The organism is Streptomyces sp. Ac-502, from assembly GCF_045222935.1.
Taxonomy (GTDB): domain Bacteria; phylum Actinomycetota; class Actinomycetes; order Streptomycetales; family Streptomycetaceae; genus Streptomyces; species Streptomyces monomycini.
In genome coordinates this window covers 1431982-1456399 of the sequence record NZ_JBHFFO010000001.1, presented here as the reverse complement: position 1 = coordinate 1456399, position 24418 = coordinate 1431982, and the positions used below count along the sequence as shown (strand labels likewise).

Sequence of the window (24418 nt, the reverse complement as noted above, 5' to 3'; positions counted from 1 at the left end):
GCCCCGGTGGGTGCGCGGTCGCGGACGGCCCACCGGACCTGTCGTGCTTCATGGCCTCTTCCTCGCAGGTGCGACCGACTCCCGCGCGATGAACTCCGTCGGCAGTGTGGTGTGTTCGGGAGGGTGCGTGCCGCCCTGGACGCGGGCGATCAGGGCGTGGACGGCCTGGGCGCCCAGTTCCTGGACGGGCTGGGCGACGACGCTGATGCGGGGGCGTACGGCACGGGCCCAGTCGGTGTCGTCGAAGGTGATCACGGACAGGTCTTCGGGGACGCGCAGGTCCAGTTCGCGTGCGGCGGACAGCACGCCCAGCGCGACCAGGCTGTCCGTGGCGAAGACGGCGGTGGGCGGCTCGGGGAGTCCAGCAGGTCGCGGGCGAGGAGGGCCGGGTCCTGGCCGTGGAAGGCGCCGGTGCGCAGGTAGGCCGCGGCGTCGTCGATGCCTGCTTCGCGGAGGGCGGCGCGGTAGCCCGCCATGCGCGCGAGGCCGGTGGAGCCGGGGTCCACCGGGTCGTCGGTGGCGTCGTTGCCGACCAGGCTGACCAGGGCGATGCGCCGGTGTCCTACGGCGAGCAGGCGGCGTACCGCGTCCTGCGCCGCGCCGTGGTTGTCGACGGTGACGGAGTCCAGGTCGAGGCGGGGCACACGCCGGTCGAGGAGGACGACGGGGCAGCCGCCGGTGTGCGCGGCCGTGAGGTGGGCGGTGTCCGTGGTGGAGGCGGGGGAGACGATCAGGCCGTCGACGTGCCGGTCGCGCAGGGTCTTCACGGCGGCCCGCTCGGCCGCCGGGTCCTCGTCGGTGTTGGCCAGCAGGATCTGGTAGCCGGCGGCGCGGGCGGCGTCGGTGATGCCGCGGGTGACGCCCGCGAAGAACGGGTTCTGGATGTCGGCGACGACCGCGCCCAGTGTGTGCGTACGGCCGGTGATCATGGACCGGGCGAGCTGGTTGGGGCGGTAGCCGAGTTTCCGCGCGGCGGCCCGTACGCGTTCGCGGGCCTCGGGGCTGACGGAGCCGTAGTCGGCGAGGGCCCGGGAGGCGGTGGACCGGGAGACGCCCGCCTCGCGGGCGACGTCGGGGATCGTGGCGGGCCGGTGCGGGCCGCTGCGTCGGTTCGTCGTCATGGCCTCGCCAGGCTATCGGCTGTGCACGGGTATTGACGCCCCGCCAAGAGCGGTGGGAAGGTTCCCGGCATTCCCTGTGGGAACGTTCCCAACTTCTGCGTCCCGGGGCGCTCCCGACCTGCTGTGGGAACGTTCCCAACCTGCTCGGAGAGGATCCGCGTGACCACCGCAACCCTGCCCCTCAAGCCCATCACCGAGGACTTCAAGGAGGCCGTGGCCTTCGCCCTGAGCCAGCACGGGACGGCCCGCGCCTTCGTGGACGAGGTCGTCGCAGCCGGTCTGCGCAATGTCTTCCTGGTCGGCTGCGGAGGCTCGCTCACCGCCTCCTACCCGGTGCACTTCCTCCTGGAGACCCGCGCCGGATTCCCGGTCTTCCACATGAACAGCGACGAGTTCAACCTGCGCAAGCCCGCGCTGCTCGGCGAGGGCTCCCTCGGCCTGGTCTCCTCGCACACCGGCACCACCAAGGAGACCGTCGCCGCCGCCCACTACGCCCGCTCCACCGGCGCCAGGGTCGCCGCGCTCACCCGCGACGCCGACAGCCCCCTGGCGCTGGCCGCCGACATCGCCTTCACGTACCGCAGCGAGGAAACCGTCGTCGCCCCCAAAGGCGTCCTCTTCGGCCAGCTCGCTTACGCATTGTTGGAGAGGACGGGCGTGGAAGGCGACTACGCGGCCGTCCGCACGGCGTACGAAGCGCTGCCCGACGCCCTCTACACCGCCCAGGAGGAGGGCGAGGCGCTCGCCCACTCCATCGCCACCGCGCTCGCCGACGAACCGGTGACGTACGTGCTCTCGGCCGGCCCCAACTACGGCGCGGGCTACGGCTTCACCATGTGCTACCTGATGGAGATGCAGTGGAAGCACGGCGGCAGCTACCACGCCGGTGAGTTCTTCCACGGCGCCTTCGAGGTCGTCACCGAGGACCAGCCGGTGATCCTCTTCCTCGGCGAGGACGCCACCCGCCCGATGGCCGAACGCACCAAGACGTTCCTCGACAAGTACACCCGCAAGGCCCACTACGTCGACTCCCGGCTCTTCTCGCTGCCCGGCGTGCCGGAGGCGGTACGCGGCGACATCACGCCCATCGCGCTGGACGTCTTCGGCACCCGGCTGGCCCGGCACTACGAATCCGTACGCGGCCACGACCTCGACAAGCGCCGCTACATGTTCCAGGTCGAGTACTGAGTCCGCGCCGCCGCGGCCGCCCGGCCCGGTGCGCGTCGGCGCGCCGGGCCGGCCCCCACCGGAGCCAACTGGAGGAAAGAGCGGTATGCGCATCTGCGGACTCGGCGACAACGTCGTCGATCGCTACCCCTGCCGCGGGCTGATGTACCCGGGCGGCAACGCCCTCAATGTCGCGGTGCACGCGGCCCGTTGCGGTGCCGAGGCCGCGTATCTCGGCGTCACCGGTAGCGACGCGGCCGGCCGGCACGTACGGGCGGCGCTGGCGGCCGAAGGCGTAGCGACGGAACGGTCCCGTATCGCCGAAGGGCCCAATGCCTACGCCACCGTCCACCTCGACCGCGACGGGAACCGCACCTTCGGCGACTGCGACGAGACGGTCTCCCTCTTCACCCCGGACGACGCCGACCTGCACTGGCTGCGCGGCTTCGACCTGGTGCACACCGGAGACTGCAGCGGGATGGAGGAGCAGCTGCCACGGCTGGCCGCCGCCTGCCCGGTGAGCTTCGACTTCTCGGACCGGCCCTGGAGTTACGCCGAACCGCTGCTGCCCTACGTGCGCGGCGCCGTCTTCTCCCGGCCGGACGCGGACGACGCGGAGGCCGCCGGGCTGACGGCCCGCGCCCACCGTCTCGGCGTGAAGCTGGCCGTGGTGACGCGCGGTGCCCGGGGCGCGTACCTGTCGTACGAGGGCACCACGCACCACCAGCCGGTGGTGCCCGTCCGCGCCACCGACACCCTCGGCGCCGGCGACTCCTTCATCGCCGCCCTGCACCTCGCCCTCCACCGGGGCCGCCCCCTCACCGACGCGGCCGGGTACGCCGCCACTTACGCGGCGGCCGTGTGCACGCTGCCCGGCGCCTTCGGCCGGCCCCTCGCCCTCGACGGCGCGGACCCCCGCGACCCGTCCCGATGTCCCTGACCGCCTCGCCCGAACTCCCCGCCAGGAGAGAGCCGATGCGCCGCACCCCCGCCACCGTCACCGGCTGTCTGCTCGTCACCCTGCTGACCCTGCTGGTCAGCGGGTGCGGGCAGGCCCCCGTCCGCGTCACCCCGAACGCGTTCGCCCTCGACGGGCCGCCGCGCGGGCACCTCACCGTCCTGGAGAAGTGGGCCGATCCGGAGTACGCCCCGTACTTCAAGGAGGCGGTCCGGGCGTACGAGCGCCGGAACCCGGGCGTCAGCATCGACCTCCAGGCCGTCGGCGACCAGCCGTACAAGGACCGCATCGCGGTGCTGGCCGCGTCCCGGGAGATGCCCGACATCTACTTCGCCTGGCCCGGCCGGTACGCGCGGAAGTTCGCCGACGGCAAGCTCGCCGCCGACCTGTCGGAACCCCTCGAAGGCACCGCGTGGGGGCGGTCGTTCGAGGCGGACGCGCTGGACGCGTTCACCTTCGACGGGCGCCGGTACGGGGTGCCGCTGAACATGGACGCCAAGGTCTTCGCGTACAGCAAGGAGATCTTCGCGCAGGCCGGGGTCGCACGGGAGCCGCGTACCTTCCCCGAACTCCTGACGGCCTGCGACCGGATCTCGGCGACGGGCCACACCCCGCTCGCCTTCGGCAACCAGTACGGCTGGCCCGCCGGGCACCTGCTCACCCAGTTCAACGCGATGGAGGTACCGGCCGCCGTCCTGGCCAGGGACTACGACGGCGACGGGGGCCCGGAGGCCTTCAGCCACCCCGGCTACGAGCGCGCTTTCGACGGCCTCGCCCGGCTCAGGAAGCACTGCATGGGGCCGTCCGGTACGAGCATGAGCCACGAATCCGCGCAGACCCGGCTGCTGTACGGCAAGGCGGCCATGCAGTACCTGGAGACCCTGGAGTTCTCCTACCTGAGCACCAAGGGCGGCGCCCCGGAGAAGTTCGCGGCGGGCTGGGCCTTCTTCACCATGCCCGCCGTACCGGGCGCCGCGGGCGCGGCCGGCGCCGTCGCCGGGGGAGCGGACGGGCTGCTCGTCGCCAACTCCTCCCCGAACAAGGCGCTCGCCGTCGACTTCCTGAAGTTCCTCACCGACCCGGAGCAGGCCCGCAAGGTGGTGCGCGACCTGGGCTGGCTCAGCGCGGTCAAGGGCACGGCGGGCGCGGCGCGCTTGAAGGGGCTGCCCGAGGCGCAGCGCATGTTCGCCGGGAAGGACATGGCGCTCTGGCTCGACACCCGCGCCGACGACAAGATCGTCAACCCGTACCTCTCGGCGGCCGAAGCCGTCCTCGGGGGCCGCAGCAGTGCCGCACAGGCGGTGCGCCAGGTACGCGAGGGCGCGCGGCAGGCCCACCGGTTCCGCGTCCGCGACTGAATCCCGTACGCCCGTAGCCCCGTACCCCCCGTGCCCTCAGCCCCGTACGCCCGACTTCCCGCTTCTCGAAGGAGGTGCCGCCGTCATGCAGCGACGCCGATTCCGCCACGCCCTGTACGCCGCCCCCGCCCTCGCCCTGATCGCCCTGTTCGTCTACTACCCGATCGTCGAGAACATCCGGCTCAGCCTCTTCAAGTTCAGCGTCTTCCAGCCCGGCATGCGCTACGTCGGCCTGGAGAACTACCGGCAGGCCCTCCAGGACCCCGTCTTCTGGAAAGCCCTCGCCAACAACCTCGGATACGCCGTCACCTCGGTGATCTTCCAGGTGGGAGCGGCGCTGGTGCTGGCCGCGATCCTGGAAGGGCTCATCGGGCGGCGGCTGCGCGGGCTGCTGCGCACCGTCTACTTCATCCCCGCCGCCGTCTCCATGACGGTCGCGGGCCTGCTCTTCCAGTTCCTGTACCAGCCTGACGCGGGCCTCATCAACAGCGCGCTGGAAGCCATGGGGCTCGGCCGGTTCGCGCACGACTGGCTGGGCGACCCGGGCACCGCCATCTGGGGCGTCGTCACCATGAGCCAGTGGCAGTCCTTCGGTTACACCACGATGCTGCTGACCGTCGCCGTCCAGCGGATTCCGCGGGAGCTGTACGAGGCGGCGACCGTGGACGGTGCGGGCCGTATCCGCACCTTCTTCGCCGTCACCGTCCCGATGGTCCGCGAGATGACGACCCTGCTCGTCATCCTCACCGTCTCCGGCGCGTTCCTCGTGTTCAACGAGGTGATGGTGATGACCGGCGGCGGACCCTCCAACTCCAGCCAGACACTCGGTACGTGGCTGTACTCCAGCGCCTTCACCGGGGACGACATGGGGTACGCCGCGGCCATCGGCACCGTCATGTTCGCCATCACCTTCGTGGCGGGCGCCGTCCAGCTCCTCCACTCGCGCCGGAAGGCGGTAGCGGTATGACACTGGCCCTGCACGAGCCCGCACCGGTGAAGGCCCCGCCGGCCGTGCCCGGCGAGCGCCGCGGCAGGCCCGCCCGGTCCGGCTCGGTGGTGCTGCGAGTCCTCACGTACTGCGGACTCGCCGCGCTCGCCGTCGCGGTGGTCCACCCGCTGTGCTGGATGGCCCTGTCCGGCCTCAAGACGAACGGGGAGATCTTCTCCGACCCGTGGGGGCTGCCCGCCCATCCCGGCTGGGGGACGTACGCCGACGCGTGGCACCAGGGGGTGCTGGGCTACCTGCTCAACAGCGCGCTCGTCACCGCCGCCAGCGTCCTCGCCGTCGTCCTGATCAGCGCCTGGGCCGCGTACGGGCTGACCCGGCTCGCCCTTCCGTTCTCGCAGCCGGCGCTGCTGCTCGTCCTCGGCGCCATGATGCTCTCGCCGACCGTGGCGCTGGTCCCGCTGACGCAGCTCCTTCAGGCGCTGCACATCTACGACACGTACTGGGCGCTGATCGTTCTCTACACCGCGTTCAAGGTGCCCTTCACCACCTTCCTGATCCGCGCGTACCTGCTGGGGCAGCCGGTGGAGGTGGAGGAGGCGGCGCTGATCGACGGGGCGAGCCGCTGGCAGACCTTCTGGCGGGTGGTCGTCCCGATGGCGCGGCCGATCCTCGTCTCCGCGGCGCTCCTCCAGGCGCTCTTCTCCTGGAACGAATACGCCTTCGCGCTCGTCTTCATCACCGACGACCACCTCAAGACGCTGCCCGTGGGGCTCGCCGACATGGCCGGGCGCCTCAACTCCGACTGGCCGATGCTCTTCGCGGGCCTGACCATCGCCGCGCTGCCGATGATCGTGATCTTTCTGGTCGCCCAGCGGCACTTCGTGCGCGGGCTGTCCGAGGGATCGGCAAGTGAGCGGGGGAGGTGCGGCGGGCCGTCGGCGCCGGTGATCGTGCGGGTGCGGCGTGGCCGTTGCAGGATGGCTGCATGCTGCTGGCCCGTCTCGCCCATGTGTCCGGGGAGGTCGCCGCCACCTCGGCGCGGTCCCAGAAGATCAAACTGCTGGCCGGACTGTTCCGCCGGGCGGAGCCCGACGACGCGCCGGTGGCCATCGCCTACCTGGCCGGGCGGTTGCCGCAGGGCCGTATCGGGGTCGGCTGGAGCGTGCTGCGGGACCCGGTATCGGCCGCGGGGACCGCCACGCTGACCGTGCTCGGCACCGACGCGGCCCTGACCGCGCTGGCCGCCGTCGCCGGGCCCGGCTCCCAGGCCGAGCGGCGCCGCCTCGTACAGGAGCTGCTGGGTGCGGCGACCGAGGAGGAGCAACGTTTCCTCATCGGGCTGCTGACCGGCGAGGTACGGCAGGGCGCGCTGGACGCCGTGGCCGCCGAGGCGATCGCCGCGGCGGCCGAGGTGCCCGTCGCGGACGTACGGCGGGCCGTGATGCTGGCCGGGTCCCTGGAGGAGGTGGCCCGCGGCCTGCTCGCCGAGGGGCCCTCGGCGCTGACCGCGTTCCGGCTGACCGTGGGGCGCCCCGTCGGGCCCATGCTGGCGCACGGCGCGAAATCCCTGGCCGAGGCCGTCGACAAGGCCGGACGGTGCGCCGTCGAGGAGAAGCTGGACGGCATCCGGGTGCAGGTGCACCGCGACGGCGGGGACGTACGGATCTACACCCGTACCCTCGACGACGTCACCGACCGGCTGCCCGAGATCACCGAGGCCGCCCTCGCCCTGGAGGCGCCGTGCTTCGTCCTGGACGGTGAGGTGATCGCGCTCGGCGACGACGGGCGCCCGCTGCCGTTCCAGCGGATCGCGGGCCGGTTCGGTTCACGGGTGGACGTGGCCGCCGCACGGGCCGCGCTGCCGCTGTCCCCGGTCTTCTTCGACGTCCTCGCCGTGGACGGCCACGACCTCCTGGACCTGCCCGGCGACCGGCGGCACGCGGAACTGGTCCGGCTCGTCCCGGAGGAGCGGCGGGTGCGCCGGACGGTGGTCGACGACCCGGCCGACACCGCGGCGCGTCAGGAGGCCGAGGACTTCTGGGCCGAGACGCTGCGCCGCGGCCACGAAGGTGTCATGGTCAAGGCGCTGGACGCGCCGTACAGCGCGGGCCGCCGGGGCGCCGCCTGGCTGAAGGTCAAGCCGGTGCACACACTCGACCTGGTGGTGCTGGCCGCCGAGTGGGGGCACGGCCGCCGTACTGGCAAGCTCTCCAATCTCCACCTCGGCGCGCGCGGCCCGGACGGCACGTTCGTCATGCTCGGCAAGACCTTCAAGGGCCTCACCGACGCCACCCTGGCCTGGCAGACGGAACGGCTGCGGGAGCTGGCGGTGGAGGAGAGCGGGTACGTCGTGACCGTACGCCCCGAGCTGGTCGTCGAGATCGCGTACGACGGCTTGCAGACCTCGACCCGCTACCCGGCGGGCGTGACGCTGCGCTTCGCCCGGGTGCTGCGCTACCGCGACGACAAGACGGCCGCCGAGGCGGACACGGTGGAGACGGTCCTCGCCGCGCACGACCGGGCGGGGGCGGACGCGGCCACCGGGCCGGGGGCGGGGAAGGCGCCGGACGCCCCGGAGGAGCCCGGCGCCGCGGGCTGAGCGGCGCGCGTACCGCCGGGCCCGGTGCCCCGGATGTCCGCCGTGCCCGCCTGCTCTGGCACTATGACAGGACAGGGCCTCGACTGCTGGTCAGGGCCCCGTGTGAAGGCAGCGCCTTCATGAAATCGATTTCCCGATCCGTGTCGAAGGGGAGGTGTCCGGTGGCACCAGCCGCGGTCGGCCTCGCCCGCCCGGTCGGCGCACCGTCGTCCGTCCGTGCTCTCCGGTAACAGCCCTTCTGCTGTGCACCCCAGGATCCACTTCAACACCTTCAGCTGAGCAAAGGGGCTCTTCCGTTGGCCAGAAAGATCATTCTCGACTGCGACCCCGGGCACGACGACGCCATCGCCATGCTCCTGGCGTACGGGAATCCCGACATCGACCTGGTCGCCGTGACCACCGTGGTCGGCAACCAGACCCTGGAGAAGGTCACCCGCAACGCGCTGTCCGTGGCGCGCATCGCCGGTATCACCGGTGTGCCCTTCGCGGCCGGCAGCCCGCGGCCCCTCGTCCGGACCATCGAGAACGCGCCCGAGATCCACGGCGACACCGGACTGGACGGCCCGGACCTGCCCGAGCCGAACTTCGAGCTCGACCGCCGGCACGCCGTCGACCTCATCATCGACACGGTCATGTCGCACGACCCGGGCGAAATCACCATCGTCCCGACCGCCGGCCTGACCAACATCGCGCTCGCCGTGCGCAAGGAGCCCCGGATCGCCGAGCGCGTCCGCGAGGTCGTCCTGATGGGCGGCGGCTTCCACGAGGGCAACTGGAGCGCGGTCGCCGAGTTCAACATCGTCATCGACCCGCACGCCGCGCACATCGTCTTCAACGAGCGCTGGCCGGTCACCATGGTCGGCCTCGACCTGACACACCAGGCGCTGGCCACCCCCGAGGTCACCAAGAAGATCGCCGACGTCGGCACCAAGCCCGCCCGGTTCGTCCTGGAACTGCTGGACTTCTTCCGCGACGCCTACCGGGAGAACCAGGGCTTCGAGTTCCCGCCGGTGCACGACCCGTGCGCGGTCGCCTATGTCATCGACCCGGACGTGATGACCGTACGCAAGGCCCCGGTGGACATCGAGCTGACCGGCGGCCTGACCATGGGCATGACCGTCACCGACTTCCGCTGGCCGATCCCCGAGGACTGCCGCACCCAGGTCGCCGTCAAGCTCGACCACGAGCGGTTCTGGAACCTCGTGGTGGACGCCCTGGAGCGCATCGGCGACGTCGAGGCATGAGCGCGCCGCACACCGCCCGGCCCGCCGAAGTGACGGGCCCAGGGCGTTCCGTACGGATCGGCGTGCTGGTCACGGCGCTGCTGACGGCCTGTGTCGCCTTCCAGCTCAACGCCAGCATGCTCAGCCCCGCGCTGAAGAGCATCGAGGACAGCCTCGGCGCCACCTCGGCCGAGATCGGGCTCACCCAGACCGCGTTCTTCACCTCCGCGGCGCTGTTCTCGCTGTTCCTGCCGCGGCTCGGTGACATCGTCGGCCGCCGCAAGGTGCTCGCCGGGATGATGGCCCTGATGGTCGTCGGCTGCATCGTGGCCGCGCTGGCGCAGAGCGTGCCGATGCTGTTCGTCGGCCGCGTCATCCAGGGCGTGTCCGGGCCGACCGTCCCGCTGTGTCTGATCATGCTGCGGGTCGAGGTCACCGAGCCCAAGCGGTACGGCACGCTGCTCGGCGTGATCACCGCGGTCAACGGCGGCATCGCCGGCATCGACTCGCTCGCCGGCGGCTACCTCGCCGACCGGCACGGCTTCGCCGCGGTCTTCTGGGCCATGGCCGTCGTCGCCGCGATCGCCGCCGCCCTCGTCGCCGTCATGGCGCCGGAGTCGAAGGCACCCGACAGCCACCGGATGGACTGGCCGGGCGTCCTGCTGCTCGTCGTGTCGGTCGGTTCGCTGCTCGTCGCGCTCAACGAGGCGGGCAAGCTGGCCGCCGCGAACTGGCCGCTCATCGCGGTCCTGGTGGTCGTCGCGGCAGCCGCGTTCTGGCTGTTCTGGCGTACGGAAGACCGCTCGCGGCACCCCTGGTCGCCACCCGGCACCTGCGGCAGCGCTCGACCTGGGCGACGCTGCTGACCACCATGCTGACGATGACGGGCGTGTTCGCCGTCATGAACGGGCTCATCCCCGCCTTCGCGCAGGACGCGCAGGCCGGGCTCGGCATGTCGGCCGAGCAGTCCGCCTGGTGGACGCTCACGCCGTACGCCATCGCGGGCCTGGCCATGGGCCCGATCGCCGGCCGGCTCGCGGCGACGTTCGGGTACGGGCGCATCCTGCGGCTGGGCCTCGTCGGCGCGGCGGCGACCGTCGTCCTGATGATCGTCACGCTCTCCGCCCACTCCAAGGGGCTGCTGCTGGCCGCCTCCATCCTGGTGGGCATCACCTACGCGGGTGTGGCGAACATCGTGCTCAACGGGCTCGGCATCGTGCTGTCGCCCAAGGAGAACCCGGGCTTCCTGCCGGGGCTGAACGCCGGTGCCTTCAACCTCGGCTCCGGCCTCAGCTTCGCGGCCCTGTACGCGGTCAAGACCGCGATGCCGGCCGACGACCCGTCGTCCGCCTCCGGCTACACGGCCGGAATGATCGCGGGGGTCGTCATCATGGCCGTCGCCCTGGCGGCGTCGTTCCTGATCCCGAAGCCGGTGGAAGCCGAAGCGCATGAGTGAGCGCCGCTGAGCGGCACCGGACGGCCCGGTCTCCTTGTTCGAGGGGAGACCGGGCCGTCCTCTGTTTCAGCGTGCGGGGAGGCGCGCGTGTGGAGTGCGTGGCCGGCTCGGTGCTTCTACAGAGAGGTGAGGTCCGAGCGCATGGCTTGCCGAAGGGCCTCCAGCGCCTCACTGAGCGCTGTTTGAGTCGTTGACCAGTCCGGATCTCTGTTCACGTCAGGCTCGTCGAAGCGATCCCGTAGGCGTAGCAGCCTTCGGAAGGCGTGCACGGCTACGTCATCGAGAGGGTCGGGCGCCATGATGCGCATCTGGTAGAGCAGTTGGAAGGCGTTGGCGGCCCCGAGGATTTCTCCGGACCGCTCGCGGCGCTCCTCCCTGGTGAGCTCCGTGTTTCGCTGAAGGTCTCGAAGCCGGTGCCTCGTGAGCCAGAGCGCCGCGAGGTATTCGCTGTACAGCTGTTGCTTCGCGGCCCGTTCGCGGGACGTGTTCTCCCGATGCCAGCGCGACCGTTCGCCCAGGAGGGTCGTACTGACACCGAGAAGGGCACCGAGCGCGGTGCCCGCGAGAGTCCCCCAGTCCACGGGCACATCGTAGGGACGGCGTGCCGGTGGGCCCAGAGCGCGGTGTCCGTGACGCGAACCCGCTGAGCACCGTTCCGCGAACCTCAGGCGCGCTGCCCTGGGACGACGGCGGCGATCCGCCCGAGCAGGGCGGCCAGCTCGGCGGGTGCTGCCAGGAAGGGGAGTGGCCGGTGCCGAGCCGTTCGACGCGGGTGGCGTTCGCGGACATCTTCGTCTGCATCGCGGGCTGGAGCGCCTGGTCGCCCTCGCAGATCACGTACGTGGAAGGCACGGTCCGCCAGGCCGCGCGGGTCACCGGCTCCTGGAAGGACCGCCGGCTCTGCTCGACGAGGTGGCCGACGGCCCGCTCGGCCACCTCGGCCGGCACGTCCCCGTACAGCGACGCGCGCGGGTCCTCGAAGATGGACGGCTGGACGCCGTCGAGGTCCACGCCCTTGGACGCGTCACGGCCGTGCAGGCTGCCGAGCGACTCGCCTTCCGCCGGCATGTACGCGGTGAGGTAGACGAGGTGGGCGACGTGGGCATGGCCGGTGGCGGCCTCGGTGACGGGGATGCCGCCGTAGGAGTGGCCGACGACGACCACCGGGCCCTCGATCTCGCGCAGTCGCGCGGATATCGCTTCGGCGTCGTCGTACACACCGGCGGCGGGCGTGCCCTGCGGGCCGGAGCTGGGCAGGTCGACGGTGTGCGACTCGAAGCCGTCGGTGGCGAGGGCGTCCTGCAAGGCGGACCAGCACGTGGACCGGTGCCAGGCGCCGTGGACGAGGAGGAAGGACGGGCGGGCCGCGGTGGTGGACATAGGGGGTCAGACTCCTGATGGTCGGACGGAGGGCGAAGGCCGCACGGGATGGTGCGGAGGACGGCCGACGCGGCGGCTTTACGGCGTACGTGGTCACGGGCCGACCCGGCCGGTGAGCGAACTCCCGCTCGGCGCGGCCCTTTCGTACGATCATGGAACACGACGCGCGATGCCCCGCGCCAGCGCCTTTCGTCTGCTCGGATCCGACACCGGGCACACCCTGGCCCGTCCTTTTCGACACACCGGCCGTCACCGGCTCAGCGCTCCGCCCTCGCGTCCTCGACCACCATCGCGACGAAGTCCGTGGTGGCTCTGCGGCGGGCGAAAGGATTGCGCAGGGAGCGGGAGGGCGCGGCCGGGGGCGTGGTGACGGAGCCGTGCAGGCGGAGTGCCTCTTCGATCACGGGGTGCCATTCCGGAGCGAACGTCTCCAGCGCGTAGCGGCCGGCGTCGCCCTTCGAGATGATCTCCCCGGTGGCCGCCGTGTGATGGAGACGGCTGACACCGAGCACTCCCCAGGCCGGCGCCCAACCGCCCAGTGCGGCCAGCCCTGTCAGGGACAGCGTCTTGCGGTGCGCGGTGTGCCAGCGCCGCCAGTAACTGTCGAGGTTCCCCAGCGTCCACTCGTGCAAGGAGGCCCGGTCCACCCCGACTTCGAAGCCGCCGGGCACCGGGCCGCGTGCCGGTACGGCGTTCTTCGCGAGGACGGCCCAGGTCACCGGGTTGACCTCGAAAGCGTCGTCCGTACGGAACCTCCCCAGCAGCGTGTACGGAACGGCGGGGCACGCGGCGTAGCCCGCGGCGAGGTCCTGCCAGGTGACGTGGACACCGTCGAAGTACGGGCGCGCGTGCTGGGCGCGCGTCTCGGCGTGCGCCTGCCGCAGGGCCACGACGTCCTCCGCCGTGGGACGCCGCGCGGTGACCGCGACGAAGTCGACGTCGCTGCGCCCCAGCCGGAAGTCGCCCAGAGCGATCGACCCGGTCAGATACAGCCCCTCGACCAGGCCGGGACGCGTCCGGTCGACGCTCGCGAGGAAGGAACGCACCACGGCTTCCACCGCAGGGTGCACCTTGCGTCTGCGCGCGCTGCCCGATTCACCGTGCATGGCCCTGTGTCCTCCCGTCCGCCGGCCGCCGCGGCGGTGGTCCCGGTCGAGTGCCCCGTGTCCCGTGTCACGCGTGTGACGGGCGAACGGTTCCGGTGCGGAATCCGTCCGCCCGCCCACCGGCCGGCCGCGGTCAGCGATAGCAGTACGAGTCGGACGACGCGTCACCGCCCTGCAAGCGCGTCTGGTGGACGCGCAGCCCGCGGAAGTCCTCGCCGTGCGGGAAGAAACGGGGGTCGGGGGTGAGGCCGCCGTGGTCCGGGTCGGCGTCGAGTTTGGCGAGCCAGGGGTGGATGCCGTCGGGGTAGAACTGGTCGTCCCACGAGCCGTACAGGGAGTTGGTGAGGTACACCCGGCGTCCGTCGCGGCTCAGTTCGACCATCTGCGGGCCGCCGGTCAGCGGCAGGCCCGGCGCGGCCGGGTGCGGCTGCCGGGCGGTGATGCCGCCGAGCCGTACGGACGCGGCCTTACGGGGGTGCGCGGGGTCGCTCACGTCGTACTGGTGGAGTTCGCCGGTGCCCCAGGCGGACACGTACAGCCAGCGGTCGTCCACCGACAGGTTGATGTCGGTGACCAGCGGCGGCACCGCGCCGAACGGCTTGAGGACCGGCGGCAGCGCGTCCTTCTCGGCGGGCTCCGCCGGGAGCGTGATGACCTTGTGCGCCGTGAACCGGCCGTCGTCCTCGCGGCGCCACATCCATACGGACGCCGACAGGTCCGCCACGCTCACCACGACGCCCGCGAAGCCCCACGTCGCCGCCGGGTCGTGCGCGGGCCGCAGTTCCAGCACCATCTGGTGCTCGTCGCCGAGATCGACGCGTTGCAGGTGGCGGCCGGAGTCCAGCTCCCAGAAGTGCAGCGCGTGGCCGTAGGCGCGGCCGAGCAGCAGCTCGGGATCGACGCCGTTCTCGACCATCGACGGGGTGCCCCACTCGCTGGTCACCGCGATGTCGTGCTGGAGGTGCCACCACACGTCGTAGGCCAGGCGCTGCGGGCCGCGGTCCGTCTCCCAGGCGCGCAGGACGTCGAAGGTCTCGTGGTCGAGCAGCGCGACGCCGCCCGGGCCGTCGGCGCCGTGCGCGCCGCCGAGGCAGGAGAGCAGGACGCCGCCGGGGCCGCAGTGCAGGGTGTGCGGCCGCGAGTAGCCCGCCGCGTCGGCCAGTTCGGCGGCTTCGATCACCTTCACGAGGCGGGGGCGGGCCGGGTCCGGACGGGTGTCGAACACGTGCAGCCGGGAGGAGCGGAGTCCCGGCACCAGTAAGTAGCGCCGTTCGGGCTGGTGGTGTCCCTCGTGGGCGAGGGCGCTGGAGCACGCGTTCCACCCGAAGTGGTGGAGTTCGTCCCCCAGGCCGGGGACGTCGGCGAGGTGCAGCACCCGGCCGTACGAACTCGACGCGGGATCGGTGTCCACGACGATCAGCGCGTCCGGGCGCCGGGCGGAGCGGTCGAAGCCGACGAGGTAGGCGAGCTTCTCCGGGGGAGCGGCGACGGCCTCGGAGGGCGTGCGGTAGAGGGTGGGGTCGGGGCGGCCGGAGTGGTGCGCGTCGGCGGTGTGACGGGTGTGGTCGGTGCCGTCGGGGTGCGCGGTGCGGGAGGTCCGACCGGCATGATCAGAAGCAGTCATCTTGTGGCTCTCCTCGGCTCCGTGGCCGGCTCCCTGGCCCTGCCTGCCGACCGGGCCGGAAACCGCGCCGGGCTGTCCGTGACAGGCGGCCGTATCGGCATGGGTACGAACCGGGGCCGGCGGGGCGGCGCGCCCGGGCCCGGCTCCGCGATGGCTGCGAGCCTGGCACAGGGCCCGCGCGCCGCCAAGGGCACACCGGCCGCGGACGGCCGGAGGGTGGCCGGAAGTCACCGGCCCTGATGTCCGATTGTCAGACCCGTACGCGATGATCGCCTGTACGGACCGGCCGGAACCCACCGGCCGGGCCGGTCAGTGAACGGGCCGCCGGCATCCGGCGGTTGCCGTCCGGGCAACGAGATACGGGGTAATTGATGCGACGTTTGGGCACTGTGCTGACCGCGGCCGTGCTGGCCGGCGCGGCGATGTCGGCGACGGCGGTCTCGGCGACGGCCGCCCCGGCGACGGGGGCCGCACCGGCCGCCGCGCCGTCGGCCGCGTGTGACACCGGCGGCTGGGGGAGCGCCCTGAAGTCCGCCGACGCGCGCGACCACCAGCCGCTGAAGCAGATCAGGGCCGGGCGGCACGCCTGCTACGACCGGCTGGTCTTCGAGGTGCCGACCGCGGGCGGCAAGCCGGTCGGCTACCGGGTCGGTTACGTGAAGGAGCTGCACCAGGACGGTTCCGGCGACCTCATCAAGGTCGGCGGCGGAGCCATTCTGGAGATCAGGGTGGCGGCGCCGAGCTACGACCCAGGGACGGGCAAGTCGACGTACCCGGGCAAGGCCGGCAAGCCGCTCCCGGGGGTCGACATCACGGGCTACAAGGCCTTCAAGGACACCCGGTTCGGGGCCAGCTTCGAGGGGGACACGCAGATAGGTCTGGGGGTCGCCAAGCGGCTCCCGTTCCGCGTCACCCAGCAGAAGAACCAGCTCATCGTGGATGTCGCCCACTCCTGAGCTGTGACCGGCGCGCGCGCCGCGCCGGTGATCCGGGCCTGAAGGCCGGCCGGCCGGTTGACCGACTGACCGGTTGGCCGGCCGGCTCGCCCGCGAGAAAAAGGGTTGCGTAACCACTACGCCTGGAGCACTCTATGTGAAGTGGTTGTGGCGCGTGGCAGGTCCGCGCGTCCGCACGGCCGACCCTGACCGCGACGCGCCCACCGCGTCGTCGGCGGAAAAGAGGACCATCTTGCGCAAGCTCACCTACTTCGTCGCCTGCTCGATCGACGGCTTCATCGGCGACCCGAGCGGTGACGCGTCGTCGATGATGCGGTACGTGGACGAGGAGTTCCTGGAGTTCCTCAAGACGGAATACCCGGAGACCGTCTCCGCCGAGGGCCGCGCCGTCCTGGACTTCCACGACGCCGGGAACCAGCAGTTCGACACGGTGATCCAGGGGCGCGGCAGCTACCAGGTGGGCCTGGACGCCGGTGTCACCAGCCCGTACGGCCATCTCCGCGAGTACGTGGCCTCCCGCAGCCTCGGCACGTCACCCGACCCGAACGTGCACCTGATCACCGACGACCTCGTGGGCACCGTCCGGGCCCTCAAGGCGGAGGAGGGCGGCCTGGGCATCTGGCTCTGCGGCGGCTCGCAGCTCGCGGGCGACCTGCTGGACGAGGTCGACGAGCTGGTGATCAAGACCTACCCGCAGGTGTACGGATCCGGCATGCCGATGTTCGGCGCGGACTTCAGGGCGACGGACTTCACCCTGGACTCCGTCCGCACCTTCGGCAACGGCGTGCTCGTACGGAAGTACAGCCGCGCGCGCTGAGCCCTGGCGTACGGGCACACGGGCAGGCAGGCGTACGGGCGCGTACGGGCGCCCGTGGCCGGTCCGCCGAGCCTCAGGACGGCCGTGCGGCCCGCCGGGCTCAGGACGGCCGTGCCGTCACGATCCCGATCGTGACCAGGGCAAGCACCACCCAGGAGAACCAGAGCCAGCCACTGCCGCCCAGCGCCGCGGTGTAGGCCGTCGCCATGACCAGCCCGCCCACCGTGATCGCCGCCATCGCCTTAGCAGATCCGGGCATCCCCGCAACCTCCTCACGGCGGCCCGGCGGCCCAACGCCACGGGCCGCGGCCTCAAGGACATCGTCCCCGGCCGCGGCCCGTACCGCTACCTGTCGTGCCTGACCTCCGGTCAGTAATCGGTCACCCCGCGCCGCCCCTTGGCCACGGGCCTGGAGGGAGGCCAGGTACGCGTTGTAGGCCGCCAGCTCCTGGTCGCCGTCCCGGGCCGCCGCGCGGTCCTTGCGCTGGTTCTGCCGCTCCTCGGACTTGTACCACTGGTAGAGGAGGGCGACGAGGACCAGTACGGACGGGATCTCGCTGAAGGCCCAGGCGATGCCGCCCGCCGCGCTCTGGTCGCTGAGCGCGTCGATCCCCAGCGAGGCCGGCGGGTTCTCGAACGTCTTGATCATCGTCTCGGTGCCCATCATCAGCGCGATGCCGAAGAACGCGTGGAAGGGCATCCCCGCGAACAGCTCCAGCATCCGCATGACGTAGCCCGGCCGGTGCGGCCCGGGGTCCACGCCCATGATCGGCCAGAAGAAGACCAGGCCCACCACCAGGAAGTGCACCATCATCGCGATGTGCCCGACCCGGTACTGCATCAGGAAGTCGAACAGCGGCGTGAAGTACAGCGCGTACAGGCTCGCGATGAACATCGGGATGGTGAACGCCGCGTGCGTGATCACCCGCATGTACCGGCTGTGCAGCAGCGCCACCAGCAGCTCACGCGGCCCCTTGCGGCCCCGCCCGGCCGCCGGCAGCGCGCGCAGGGTCAGCGTCACCGGCGCGCCGAGCAGCAGCAGGATCGGCGACAGCATGCTGATCACCATGTGCTGCACCATGTGCACGCTGAACATGGCCATGCCGTAGTCGTTGAGTTTGGTGCACATCACCAGGGCCACGGTCAGCACACCGATGACCCAGGCGACCGTCCGGCCCACCGGCCAGTGATCGCCGCGCCGCCGCAGCCGCAGCACCGCCCACCCGTACAGAATCAGCCCCACCAGGCAACCGACCAGGAAGAACGGGTCTCCGCCGAACTCCATGCCGCGCCCCAGCGTGAACGGCGGCAGATCCATGTTCATGCCGTGCCCGCCGTGATCCATCCGCTCGCTCCTGATTCGTACCGATACTCCGCGACCAGACTAGAACCGCCCCCGGCCGGTGCGTCGGCCGGGGGCGGTCGTACGGCCGCATGGCACCCGTACGCGCGGTCGGGGGCGCCGTGCGGCACCGGTTCGGGCTACGGGACTTCCGGCTACGGGACTTCCGGCTACAGGACTTTTGGCTTTACCGGGCTTCCGGCTACAGGACGCACTCCGTCTCGGCGTACCGCTCCCCGGGCACCGTCTTCAGCGTCTCCACCGCCTCGGCCAGCGGCACCAGCGTGATGTCCGTGCCGCGCAGCGCCGTCATCATCCCGAACGCGCCGCGGTGCGCCGCCTCCACCGCGTGCCAGCCGAAGCGGGTCGCCAGCACCCGGTCGTACGCGGTCGGCGTGCCGCCCCGCTGCACATGGCCCAGGATCACCGCGCGGGCCTCCTTGCCGAGCCGCCGCTCCAGCTCCAGCGACAGCTGACGGGCGACCCCGGCGAACCGCTCGTGCCCGTAGACGTCGGTGCCGCCCACGTCGAAGGCCATGGTGCCCTCGCGCGGCTTGGCGCCCTCGGCGACCACCACGATCGCGAACTTCTTGCCCGCCTCGAACCGCTCACCGACCTTGCGGGTCAGCTCCGCCATGTCGAAGGGGCGCTCCGGGACGACGATGGCGTGCGCGCCCGCCGCCATCCCGGAGTGCAGGGCGATCCAGCCCGTGTGCCGTCCCATGACCTCGACGATCAGGACCCGCTGGTGCGACTCGGCGGTGGTCTTCAGGCGGTCCAGGGCTTCGGCGGCCACCCCCACCGCCGTGTCGAAGCCGAAGGTGACATCGGTCGCGGCGATGTCGTTGTCGATGGTCTTGGGTACGCCGACGATCGGCAGTCCGGCGTCGGACAGCAGCCGGGCCGCCTTCAGTGTCCCCTCGCCGCCGATCGGGATGATCGCGTCCAGCCCCAGCTCGGCGACGTGGCCGCGGGCCCTTTCCACGCCGTCCCGCAGGTGTGCGGGCTGCACCCGGGAGGAGCCCAGGATGGTGCCGCCGCGCGCCAGGATGCCGCCGACGGCGTCCAGGTCCAGCTTGCGGTAGTCGCACTCCAGCAGGCCCTTCCAGCCGTCCCGGAAACCGATCACCTCGTCTCCGTGGTCGGCGGTGGCGCGGTGGACGACGGAGCGGATGACGGCGTTCAGACCGGGGCAGTCGCCGCCGGAGGTGAGTACACCAATACGCATGTTTTCGCAGACCCTCTGCACATCGGAGCCCGCCCTCCGGACCACGGCCGGGCGCGGGCGCGGGCTCTCGACCGGACGCCCGGACTCCGTCGTCCGGCTGGATGGCGCTCACCCTACAAGCGCAAGGGCCCCGCGGTACACGTACGCCCGCAGTGCGGACACTGCGGGCGTACCCGGTCGTACGGTGTTCGGCGAATCGTTACGCGGGCTGCGTGGCCGCGGCGATGCGCTCCTGCCGCAGGGCCTCGTACCAGCGGTCGTCGGCCGGCGGCAGTGCGTTCACGTCCAGCGCCAGCTTGATCAGCAGGTCGGCGATGTGCGGGTTGCGCGCCATGACCGGGCCGTGCATGTACGTGCCGAAGACGGTGTCGTTGTACGCGCCCTCGTAGCCGTCGCCGACGCCGTTGCCCTTGCCGAAGCGGACCCGGGCGAACGGGCGGGCCGTCTGCCCCAGGTGGGTCACGCCCTGGTGGTTCTCGAAGCCGGTCAGCGGCGGCAGGTTCAGCTGCGGGTCGATGTCGGCCAGCACGTCACCGACGCACCGCTCGCCCTCGCCGCGGGTGCTCACCACGTCCAGCAGGCCCAGGCCCTGCTCCCGCTCCCCGAGGTCGTTGATGAACTCGTGGCCCAGGATCTGGTAGCCGGCGCACACCGAGAAGACGATCGCGCCGTTGGAGACCGCGCGGTTCAGACCGCCGTCGCGGCGCAGCCGCTCGGCCGCCAGCCGCTGCGGCCGGTCCTCGCCGCCGCCGATCAGGTAGATGTCACCGGAGGTGGGGATCTGCTGGTCGGAGCGGACGTCGAGGCGCTGGACGTCCAGGCCGCGCTGGCGGGCCCGGCGCTCCACCACCAGGGCGTTGCCCTGGTCCCCGTACGTGCTCAGCAGGTCCGGGTAGATCCAGACCAGCCGCAGGCTGTTGTCACTCATGCTCGCTCGTCCTTGTCGGGAAGGTCGCTGGTTCACGTCAGTTCCCCACTCGCCGGCGGAGGTCCTGGAAGGCGGTGTAGTTGGCGATGACCTCGATACGGCCCGGAGGCGCCGACTGCACCGCCTCGTCCACCGTGTCACACACCCGGAAGTCCAGGCCCGCGACCTCCAGGCGGACGGCCAGGTCCAGCTTGCGGTCGCCGATCACGAAGATCGGGTGACCGGCCAGCCGGGTGTAGTCGACGTCCCACAGCCAGGAGGTGTCCGTACCGTCCGCGCCGCGTGCGTTCACCGACAGGATCACCGGGGTCGGCGGCGGGTCGATCAGCGAGAACGTCTCCAGCCAGCCCGCCGGGTTCTTCGCCAGCAGCAGACGCAGGTCGCGCTGCAGGAACGAGACCACGTCGTAGCGGCCCGCGACGGCCTGGACGGAGTACATCCGCTCCAGGGCGACCTGCGGCGGCACGCCGAACGCCGCGGCGACCGCCGCCGACGTCGTGGCGTTGGCCTTGTTCGCCCGGCCCGGCAGCTGGAGCCGGATCGGCCAGGCGCTGCCGTGCGGGTCGAGGACGTGGTCGCCGGAGAGCGCCCAGCTCGGCGTCGGCCGGCGGAAGCCGCACTCGCCGCAGAACCAGTCGTCGCCGGGGCGCTGCATCACACCGCCGCAGGACGGGCAGGACCAGGCGTCGTCCTTCCACTCCTGGCCCGCCGCGACCCACACCACGTTCGCCGACGAAGAGGCCGCCCACACGATCAGCGGGTCGTCGCAGTTGGCGATGATCAGCGCCTTGGAGCCGGCCAGCCCCTCCCGCCAGTGCTCGGCGAGCATCCGGGTCTCCGCGGCGCGGTCGAGCTGGTCGCGCGAGAGGTTCAGCAGCGCTATGGCCTTGGGCGTCACGTCCCGCGCCACGCCCGCCAGGTACTTCTCGTCCACCTCGATGACGCCGAAGCGGGCGTCGGAGCCACCGGCCAGCGCGGAGGTGATGCCCGCCGGCATGTTGGCGCCGAGCGCGTTCGAGACGACCGGGCCGCTGGCCCGCAGCGCCTCCGCGATCAGCCGCGTCGTGGTCGTCTTTCCGTTGGTCGCCGACACCAGCACCACGTCCAGGTGCCGGGCGAGCCGGGCCAGCAGGTCGGGGTCGAGCCGGAGCGCCACCTTGCCGCCGATCACCGATCCGCTGCCGCGGCCCGCCGCGCGCGACACCGCCGCCGCGGCCTTGCCCGCCGTCACGGCCAGCTTGGCCCGCGGCGACAGCGGCTCCGTGTTGCCTGCCATCGTCCTTGATCCTCCTTGCATCCGGCGCCCTCCCGCCCTTGGGGCTGCCGGTGGAACGCCTCCTCCGGAGCCGATGACCGGCCGGAGGCTTCGGTCGGGGATCAGCCTATCGAGATCCGGCGGCGGCCCCGAATCCCGCCACCCGTGCCACGGCCTTCGCACCCCGCGACGACCTGCGTCGTCACACGTTCCAGAACGTACGCTTACCCTCATGCGTTCCCGCTCGATCCCCGGCAGCTCCGGCCGCCCGCGCCCCTTGCGCCTGCTCGGCGACCCGGCCCTGGCCGCGGCCTGCCGGGACGTCACCGACTTCGACGCCGGGCTCGCCACGCTCGTCGAGGACCTGTTCGCGACGATGTACGCGGCCCAGGGCGTCGGCCTGGCGGCCAACCAGGTCGGCGTACCGCTGCGGGTGTTCGTCTACGACTGCCCGGACGACGACGACCGGCGCCACCTCGGACACCTCGTCAATCCGCGCCTGGTGGAGGCCGACGGCGTCGTGGTGCGCGGCCCCGAGGGCTGTCTGTCGGTGCCCGGCATCGAGGCCGGCACCCCGCGGTACGACCACGCGGTGGTGGAGGGGTTCAGCGTGACGGGCGAGCCGCGTACCGTGTCCGGCACCGGCTTCTTCGCCCGCTGCCTCCAGCACGAGTGCGACCATCTCCAGGGCGGCCTCTACCTCGACCACCTCACCGGCCTGCGCCGCCGCCGGGCCCTGCGGGCCGCGTCCCGCGCGTCGTGGGCGGGACGGGAACGGGTCGCGGGCTCGTGATCGGGCCCGGTCCTCAGAACCCGGGCCCGCCCAGCTGGTCCCCGGCCGCCGCCAGCCGCCCCCACAGCAGATCCGCCAGGTGCTGCACCAATTGCGCGCGCGAGCAGGGGCGTTCGCGCAGCCACCAGTCGCCGGCCGCGTGCATCATACCGACGATCCCGTGGCCCCACACCCGGGCCAGCTCCTCGCCGCCCGGCCCCAGGTCCAGCCGCTCGCCTATCACCTGGGCCAGTTCCTCGCCGAGCCGGCGCAGCAGCGGCGCGGAGTGCCGGCCGACGTCGAAGCCGGTGTCCTTGTCGGCGCCCTGCCCCTCGTCGGAGGGGTGCATCAGGAACCGGTAGACCTGCGGGCGGGTCTCGATCGCGGTCAGGTAGGTGTCGAGCGTCGCCTCGACGCGGTCCCGGCGCGGTACGGGGGAGTCCAGTGCCGCGCGCAGTCCGTCCAGCAGGGCGTCGGTGTGCCGTACGGCCAGGGCCCGGTAGAGCCCGCCCTTGTCGCCGAAGTGCCGGTACAGGATCGGCTTGGTGATGCCGGCCTCCGCCGCGATGGCGTTCATCGAGGCGTCCGGGCCGTCGCGCAGCACCACCCGGTCCGCGGCCTCCAGCAGTTCGCGGCGCCGCCGCTCGGTGGCCGTCTGCTGCCGCCGTACCGTGTGCGGCGGGCCCGCCGCGGCGCCGTGCCGCGCGGCGGGCTGCTCCACCGCGGTGGCCTGCTGCCGGCCGTCGTGCTGGGTGTTTTCCATGTCCCACTCCCCGCCCTTGTGAATCCGTGACGCTCGCGCAACGTAACACCCGCACTGCGGGGTGATGGGGGGCCCGGGGGAGTTGACATCCCTTACTGATGGGTAACACACTCATGTTACCGCAAGTAACACGCGACGTGGCACTGCCCGGAGTCCGTCCCGGGGAACGCAAGCGCTGGAGGGGTCATGGCCGAGTTCACCATGGAGCTGAGCGACGAGCAGAAGGAGGTCAGGGACTGGATCCACGGCTTCGCCGCCGACGTGATGCGCCCCGCGGCCGCCGAGTGGGACGAGCGCGAGGAGACCCCTGGCCGGTGATCCAGGAAGCCGCCAAGATCGGCCTGTACTCGCTCGACTTCTACGCCCAGCAGTTCTTCGACCCGACCGGCCTCGGCATCCCCATGGCCATGGAGGAACTGTTCTGGGGCGACGCCGGTATCGGCCTGTCCATCGTCGGCACCGGCCTGGCCGCCGTCGGGGTACTGGCCAACGGCACCGAGGAGCAGATCGGCACCTGGATCCCGCAGATGTACGGTGACGCCGCGGACGTGAAGGTGGCCGCCTTCTGCTCCTCCGAGCCCGACGCGGGCTCCGACGTCTCCGCGATGCGCACCCGCGCCGTCTACGACGAGACCAAGGACGAGTGGGTGCTCAACGGCACCAAGACCTGGGCGACCAACGGGGGCATCGCGAACGTCCACGTCGTCGTCGCGGTCGTCGACCCGGACCTCGGCAGCAAGGGCCACGCCTCCTTCATCGTCCCGCCGAAGACCCCCGGCCTGTCCCAGGGCCAGAAGTTCAAGAAGCACGGCATCCGCGCCTCGCACACCGCCGAGGTCGTCCTGGAGGACGTGCGCATACCCGGCCACTGCCTGCTCGGCGGCAAGGAGAAGCTGGACGAGCGCCTGGCCCGGGCCCGCGAGCGGGCCAAGAATCCGGGGGCGAACGCCTGAAGAACGCCGCGATGGCCACCTTCGAGGCGTCCCGCCCGGCCGTCGGCGCCCAGGCCGTCGGCATCGCCCGCGCCGCGTACGAGGTCGCCCTCGACTACGCCAAGGACCGCGTCCAGTTCGGCCGCCCGATCATCGACAACCAGGGCGTCGCCTTCCAGCTCGCCGACATGCGCACCCAGATCGACGCCGCCCGCCTCCTGGTCTGGCGCGCCTCCTGGATGGCCACCGCGGGCAAGCCGTTCACCTCGGCCGAGGGCTCGATGTCCAAGCTGTTCGCCGGCGAGACCGCCCAGAAGGTCACCGCCCAGGCCATGCAGATCCTCGGCGGCAACGGCTACACGCGGGAGTACCCGGTCGAGCGGATGCACCGCGACAGTTCCATCTACACGATCTTCGAAGGGACGAGCGAGATCCAGCGGCTGGTCATCGCCCGGACGGTGGCGGGAGTGCCGATCCGCTAGGG

General features: G+C 71.9%; 18 protein-coding genes and 4 pseudogenes. 12 read left to right on the top strand and 10 right to left on the bottom strand.

Annotated elements, in window-relative coordinates; genetic code table 11:
- Window positions 1–48: 48 nt before the first annotated feature.
- The gene (locus tag ACEXOX_RS06565; protein WP_406519506.1) at window positions 49–306 is read right to left on the bottom strand and encodes a substrate-binding domain-containing protein; all 258 of its coding nucleotides are present in this window, start codon (window positions 304–306) and stop codon (window positions 49–51) included.
- Window positions 252–1121, bottom strand: coding sequence for a LacI family DNA-binding transcriptional regulator (locus ACEXOX_RS06560; protein ID WP_406519505.1), 870 nt, complete (start codon window positions 1119–1121; stop codon window positions 252–254). The genes ACEXOX_RS06565 and ACEXOX_RS06560 overlap by 55 nt, the downstream gene beginning before the upstream one ends.
- Before the next feature lie 159 nt (window positions 1122–1280).
- Here ACEXOX_RS06560 and ACEXOX_RS06555 point away from each other — a divergent pair, with 159 nt between their 5' ends.
- The 8 genes and pseudogenes from ACEXOX_RS06555 (at window position 1281) to ACEXOX_RS06520 (ending at window position 10831) form a co-directional block, all read left to right on the top strand.
- Window positions 1281–2309, top strand: a complete 1029-nt coding sequence (locus ACEXOX_RS06555; protein WP_406519504.1) for an SIS domain-containing protein — start codon at window positions 1281–1283, stop codon at window positions 2307–2309.
- A gap of 85 nt (window positions 2310–2394) precedes the next feature.
- A complete protein-coding gene (locus tag ACEXOX_RS06550; RefSeq protein ID WP_406519503.1) occupies window positions 2395–3228 on the top strand; it encodes a PfkB family carbohydrate kinase in 834 nt (277 codons plus the stop codon).
- Between the two features lie 35 nt (window positions 3229–3263).
- The gene (locus ACEXOX_RS06545) at window positions 3264–4604 is read left to right on the top strand and encodes an ABC transporter substrate-binding protein (RefSeq protein ID WP_406519502.1); all 1341 of its coding nucleotides are present in this window, start codon (window positions 3264–3266) and stop codon (window positions 4602–4604) included.
- An 85-nt stretch (window positions 4605–4689) separates the two neighbouring features.
- The gene (locus ACEXOX_RS06540) at window positions 4690–5571 is read left to right on the top strand and encodes a carbohydrate ABC transporter permease (protein ID WP_406519501.1); all 882 of its coding nucleotides are present in this window, start codon (window positions 4690–4692) and stop codon (window positions 5569–5571) included.
- A pseudogene (locus ACEXOX_RS06535) lies at window positions 5568–6434 on the top strand (carbohydrate ABC transporter permease); the annotation flags it as partial. The gene ACEXOX_RS06540 and the pseudogene ACEXOX_RS06535, both read left to right, overlap by 4 nt.
- A gap of 104 nt (window positions 6435–6538) precedes the next feature.
- Window positions 6539–8152: an ATP-dependent DNA ligase gene (locus tag ACEXOX_RS06530; protein WP_406519500.1), complete on the top strand. Its 1614-nt coding sequence runs from the start codon at window positions 6539–6541 to the stop codon at window positions 8150–8152.
- Between the two features lie 296 nt (window positions 8153–8448).
- The gene (locus tag ACEXOX_RS06525; protein WP_406519499.1) at window positions 8449–9396 is read left to right on the top strand and encodes a nucleoside hydrolase; all 948 of its coding nucleotides are present in this window, start codon (window positions 8449–8451) and stop codon (window positions 9394–9396) included.
- Window positions 9393–10831, top strand: a pseudogene (locus ACEXOX_RS06520) (MFS transporter). The gene ACEXOX_RS06525 and the pseudogene ACEXOX_RS06520 overlap by 4 nt, the downstream one beginning before the upstream one ends.
- 276 nt (window positions 10832–11107) lie before the next feature.
- On the opposite strand, the gene ACEXOX_RS06515 reads toward ACEXOX_RS06520, so the two are convergent.
- The 3 genes from ACEXOX_RS06515 to ACEXOX_RS06505 form a co-directional block, all read right to left on the bottom strand.
- Window positions 11108–12211 (bottom strand): alpha/beta hydrolase, encoded by a 1104-nt coding sequence (locus tag ACEXOX_RS06515; RefSeq protein WP_406519498.1) that lies wholly within the window; start codon window positions 12209–12211, stop codon window positions 11108–11110.
- A gap of 257 nt (window positions 12212–12468) precedes the next feature.
- Complete coding sequence (locus tag ACEXOX_RS06510) at window positions 12469–13317, bottom strand: aminoglycoside adenylyltransferase domain-containing protein (protein WP_406519497.1); 849 nt, start codon at window positions 13315–13317, stop codon at window positions 12469–12471.
- Window positions 13318–13450: 133 nt separating this feature from the next.
- The gene (locus ACEXOX_RS06505) at window positions 13451–14941 is read right to left on the bottom strand and encodes a selenium-binding protein SBP56-related protein (protein ID WP_406519496.1); all 1491 of its coding nucleotides are present in this window, start codon (window positions 14939–14941) and stop codon (window positions 13451–13453) included.
- 371 nt (window positions 14942–15312) lie between these two features.
- Between ACEXOX_RS06505 and ACEXOX_RS06500 the strand changes: the two genes are divergently transcribed.
- Together ACEXOX_RS06500 and ACEXOX_RS06495 are read left to right on the top strand one after the other, a co-directional pair.
- The gene (locus ACEXOX_RS06500) at window positions 15313–15897 is read left to right on the top strand and encodes a hypothetical protein (protein ID WP_406519495.1); all 585 of its coding nucleotides are present in this window, start codon (window positions 15313–15315) and stop codon (window positions 15895–15897) included.
- A 232-nt stretch (window positions 15898–16129) separates the two neighbouring features.
- Window positions 16130–16714 carry a dihydrofolate reductase family protein gene (locus tag ACEXOX_RS06495; RefSeq protein WP_406519494.1) on the top strand — a complete coding sequence of 195 codons (585 nt, stop codon included), beginning with the start codon at window positions 16130–16132 and terminating at the stop codon, window positions 16712–16714.
- Between the two features lie 400 nt (window positions 16715–17114).
- Here the strand turns inward: ACEXOX_RS06495 and ACEXOX_RS06490 are convergent.
- From ACEXOX_RS06490 to ACEXOX_RS06475, 4 genes and pseudogenes are all read right to left on the bottom strand, one after another.
- A pseudogene (locus ACEXOX_RS06490) lies at window positions 17115–18059 on the bottom strand (cytochrome c oxidase assembly protein); the annotation flags it as partial.
- A 199-nt stretch (window positions 18060–18258) separates the two neighbouring features.
- Window positions 18259–19284, bottom strand: a complete 1026-nt coding sequence (locus ACEXOX_RS06485) for a 6-phosphofructokinase (RefSeq protein WP_406519493.1) — start codon at window positions 19282–19284, stop codon at window positions 18259–18261.
- 199 nt (window positions 19285–19483) lie between these two features.
- On the bottom strand, window positions 19484–20212 hold the full coding sequence (locus ACEXOX_RS06480) for a type 1 glutamine amidotransferase (protein WP_030018655.1): 729 nt from the start codon (window positions 20210–20212) through the stop codon (window positions 19484–19486).
- A gap of 37 nt (window positions 20213–20249) precedes the next feature.
- A complete protein-coding gene (locus tag ACEXOX_RS06475) occupies window positions 20250–21488 on the bottom strand; it encodes a MurT ligase domain-containing protein (RefSeq protein WP_030018654.1) in 1239 nt (412 codons plus the stop codon).
- A gap of 211 nt (window positions 21489–21699) precedes the next feature.
- On the opposite strand from ACEXOX_RS06475, the gene def reads away from it, so the two are divergent.
- Complete coding sequence (def, locus tag ACEXOX_RS06470) at window positions 21700–22260, top strand: peptide deformylase (protein ID WP_406519492.1); 561 nt, start codon at window positions 21700–21702, stop codon at window positions 22258–22260.
- 13 nt (window positions 22261–22273) lie between these two features.
- Here def and ACEXOX_RS06465 read toward each other — a convergent pair whose 3' ends face one another.
- A complete protein-coding gene (locus ACEXOX_RS06465) occupies window positions 22274–23002 on the bottom strand; it encodes a TetR family transcriptional regulator (protein ID WP_406519491.1) in 729 nt (242 codons plus the stop codon).
- 186 nt (window positions 23003–23188) lie between these two features.
- Between ACEXOX_RS06465 and ACEXOX_RS06460 the strand changes: the two are divergent.
- A pseudogene (locus tag ACEXOX_RS06460) lies at window positions 23189–24416 on the top strand (acyl-CoA dehydrogenase family protein).
- Window positions 24417–24418: the final 2 nt, after the last annotated feature.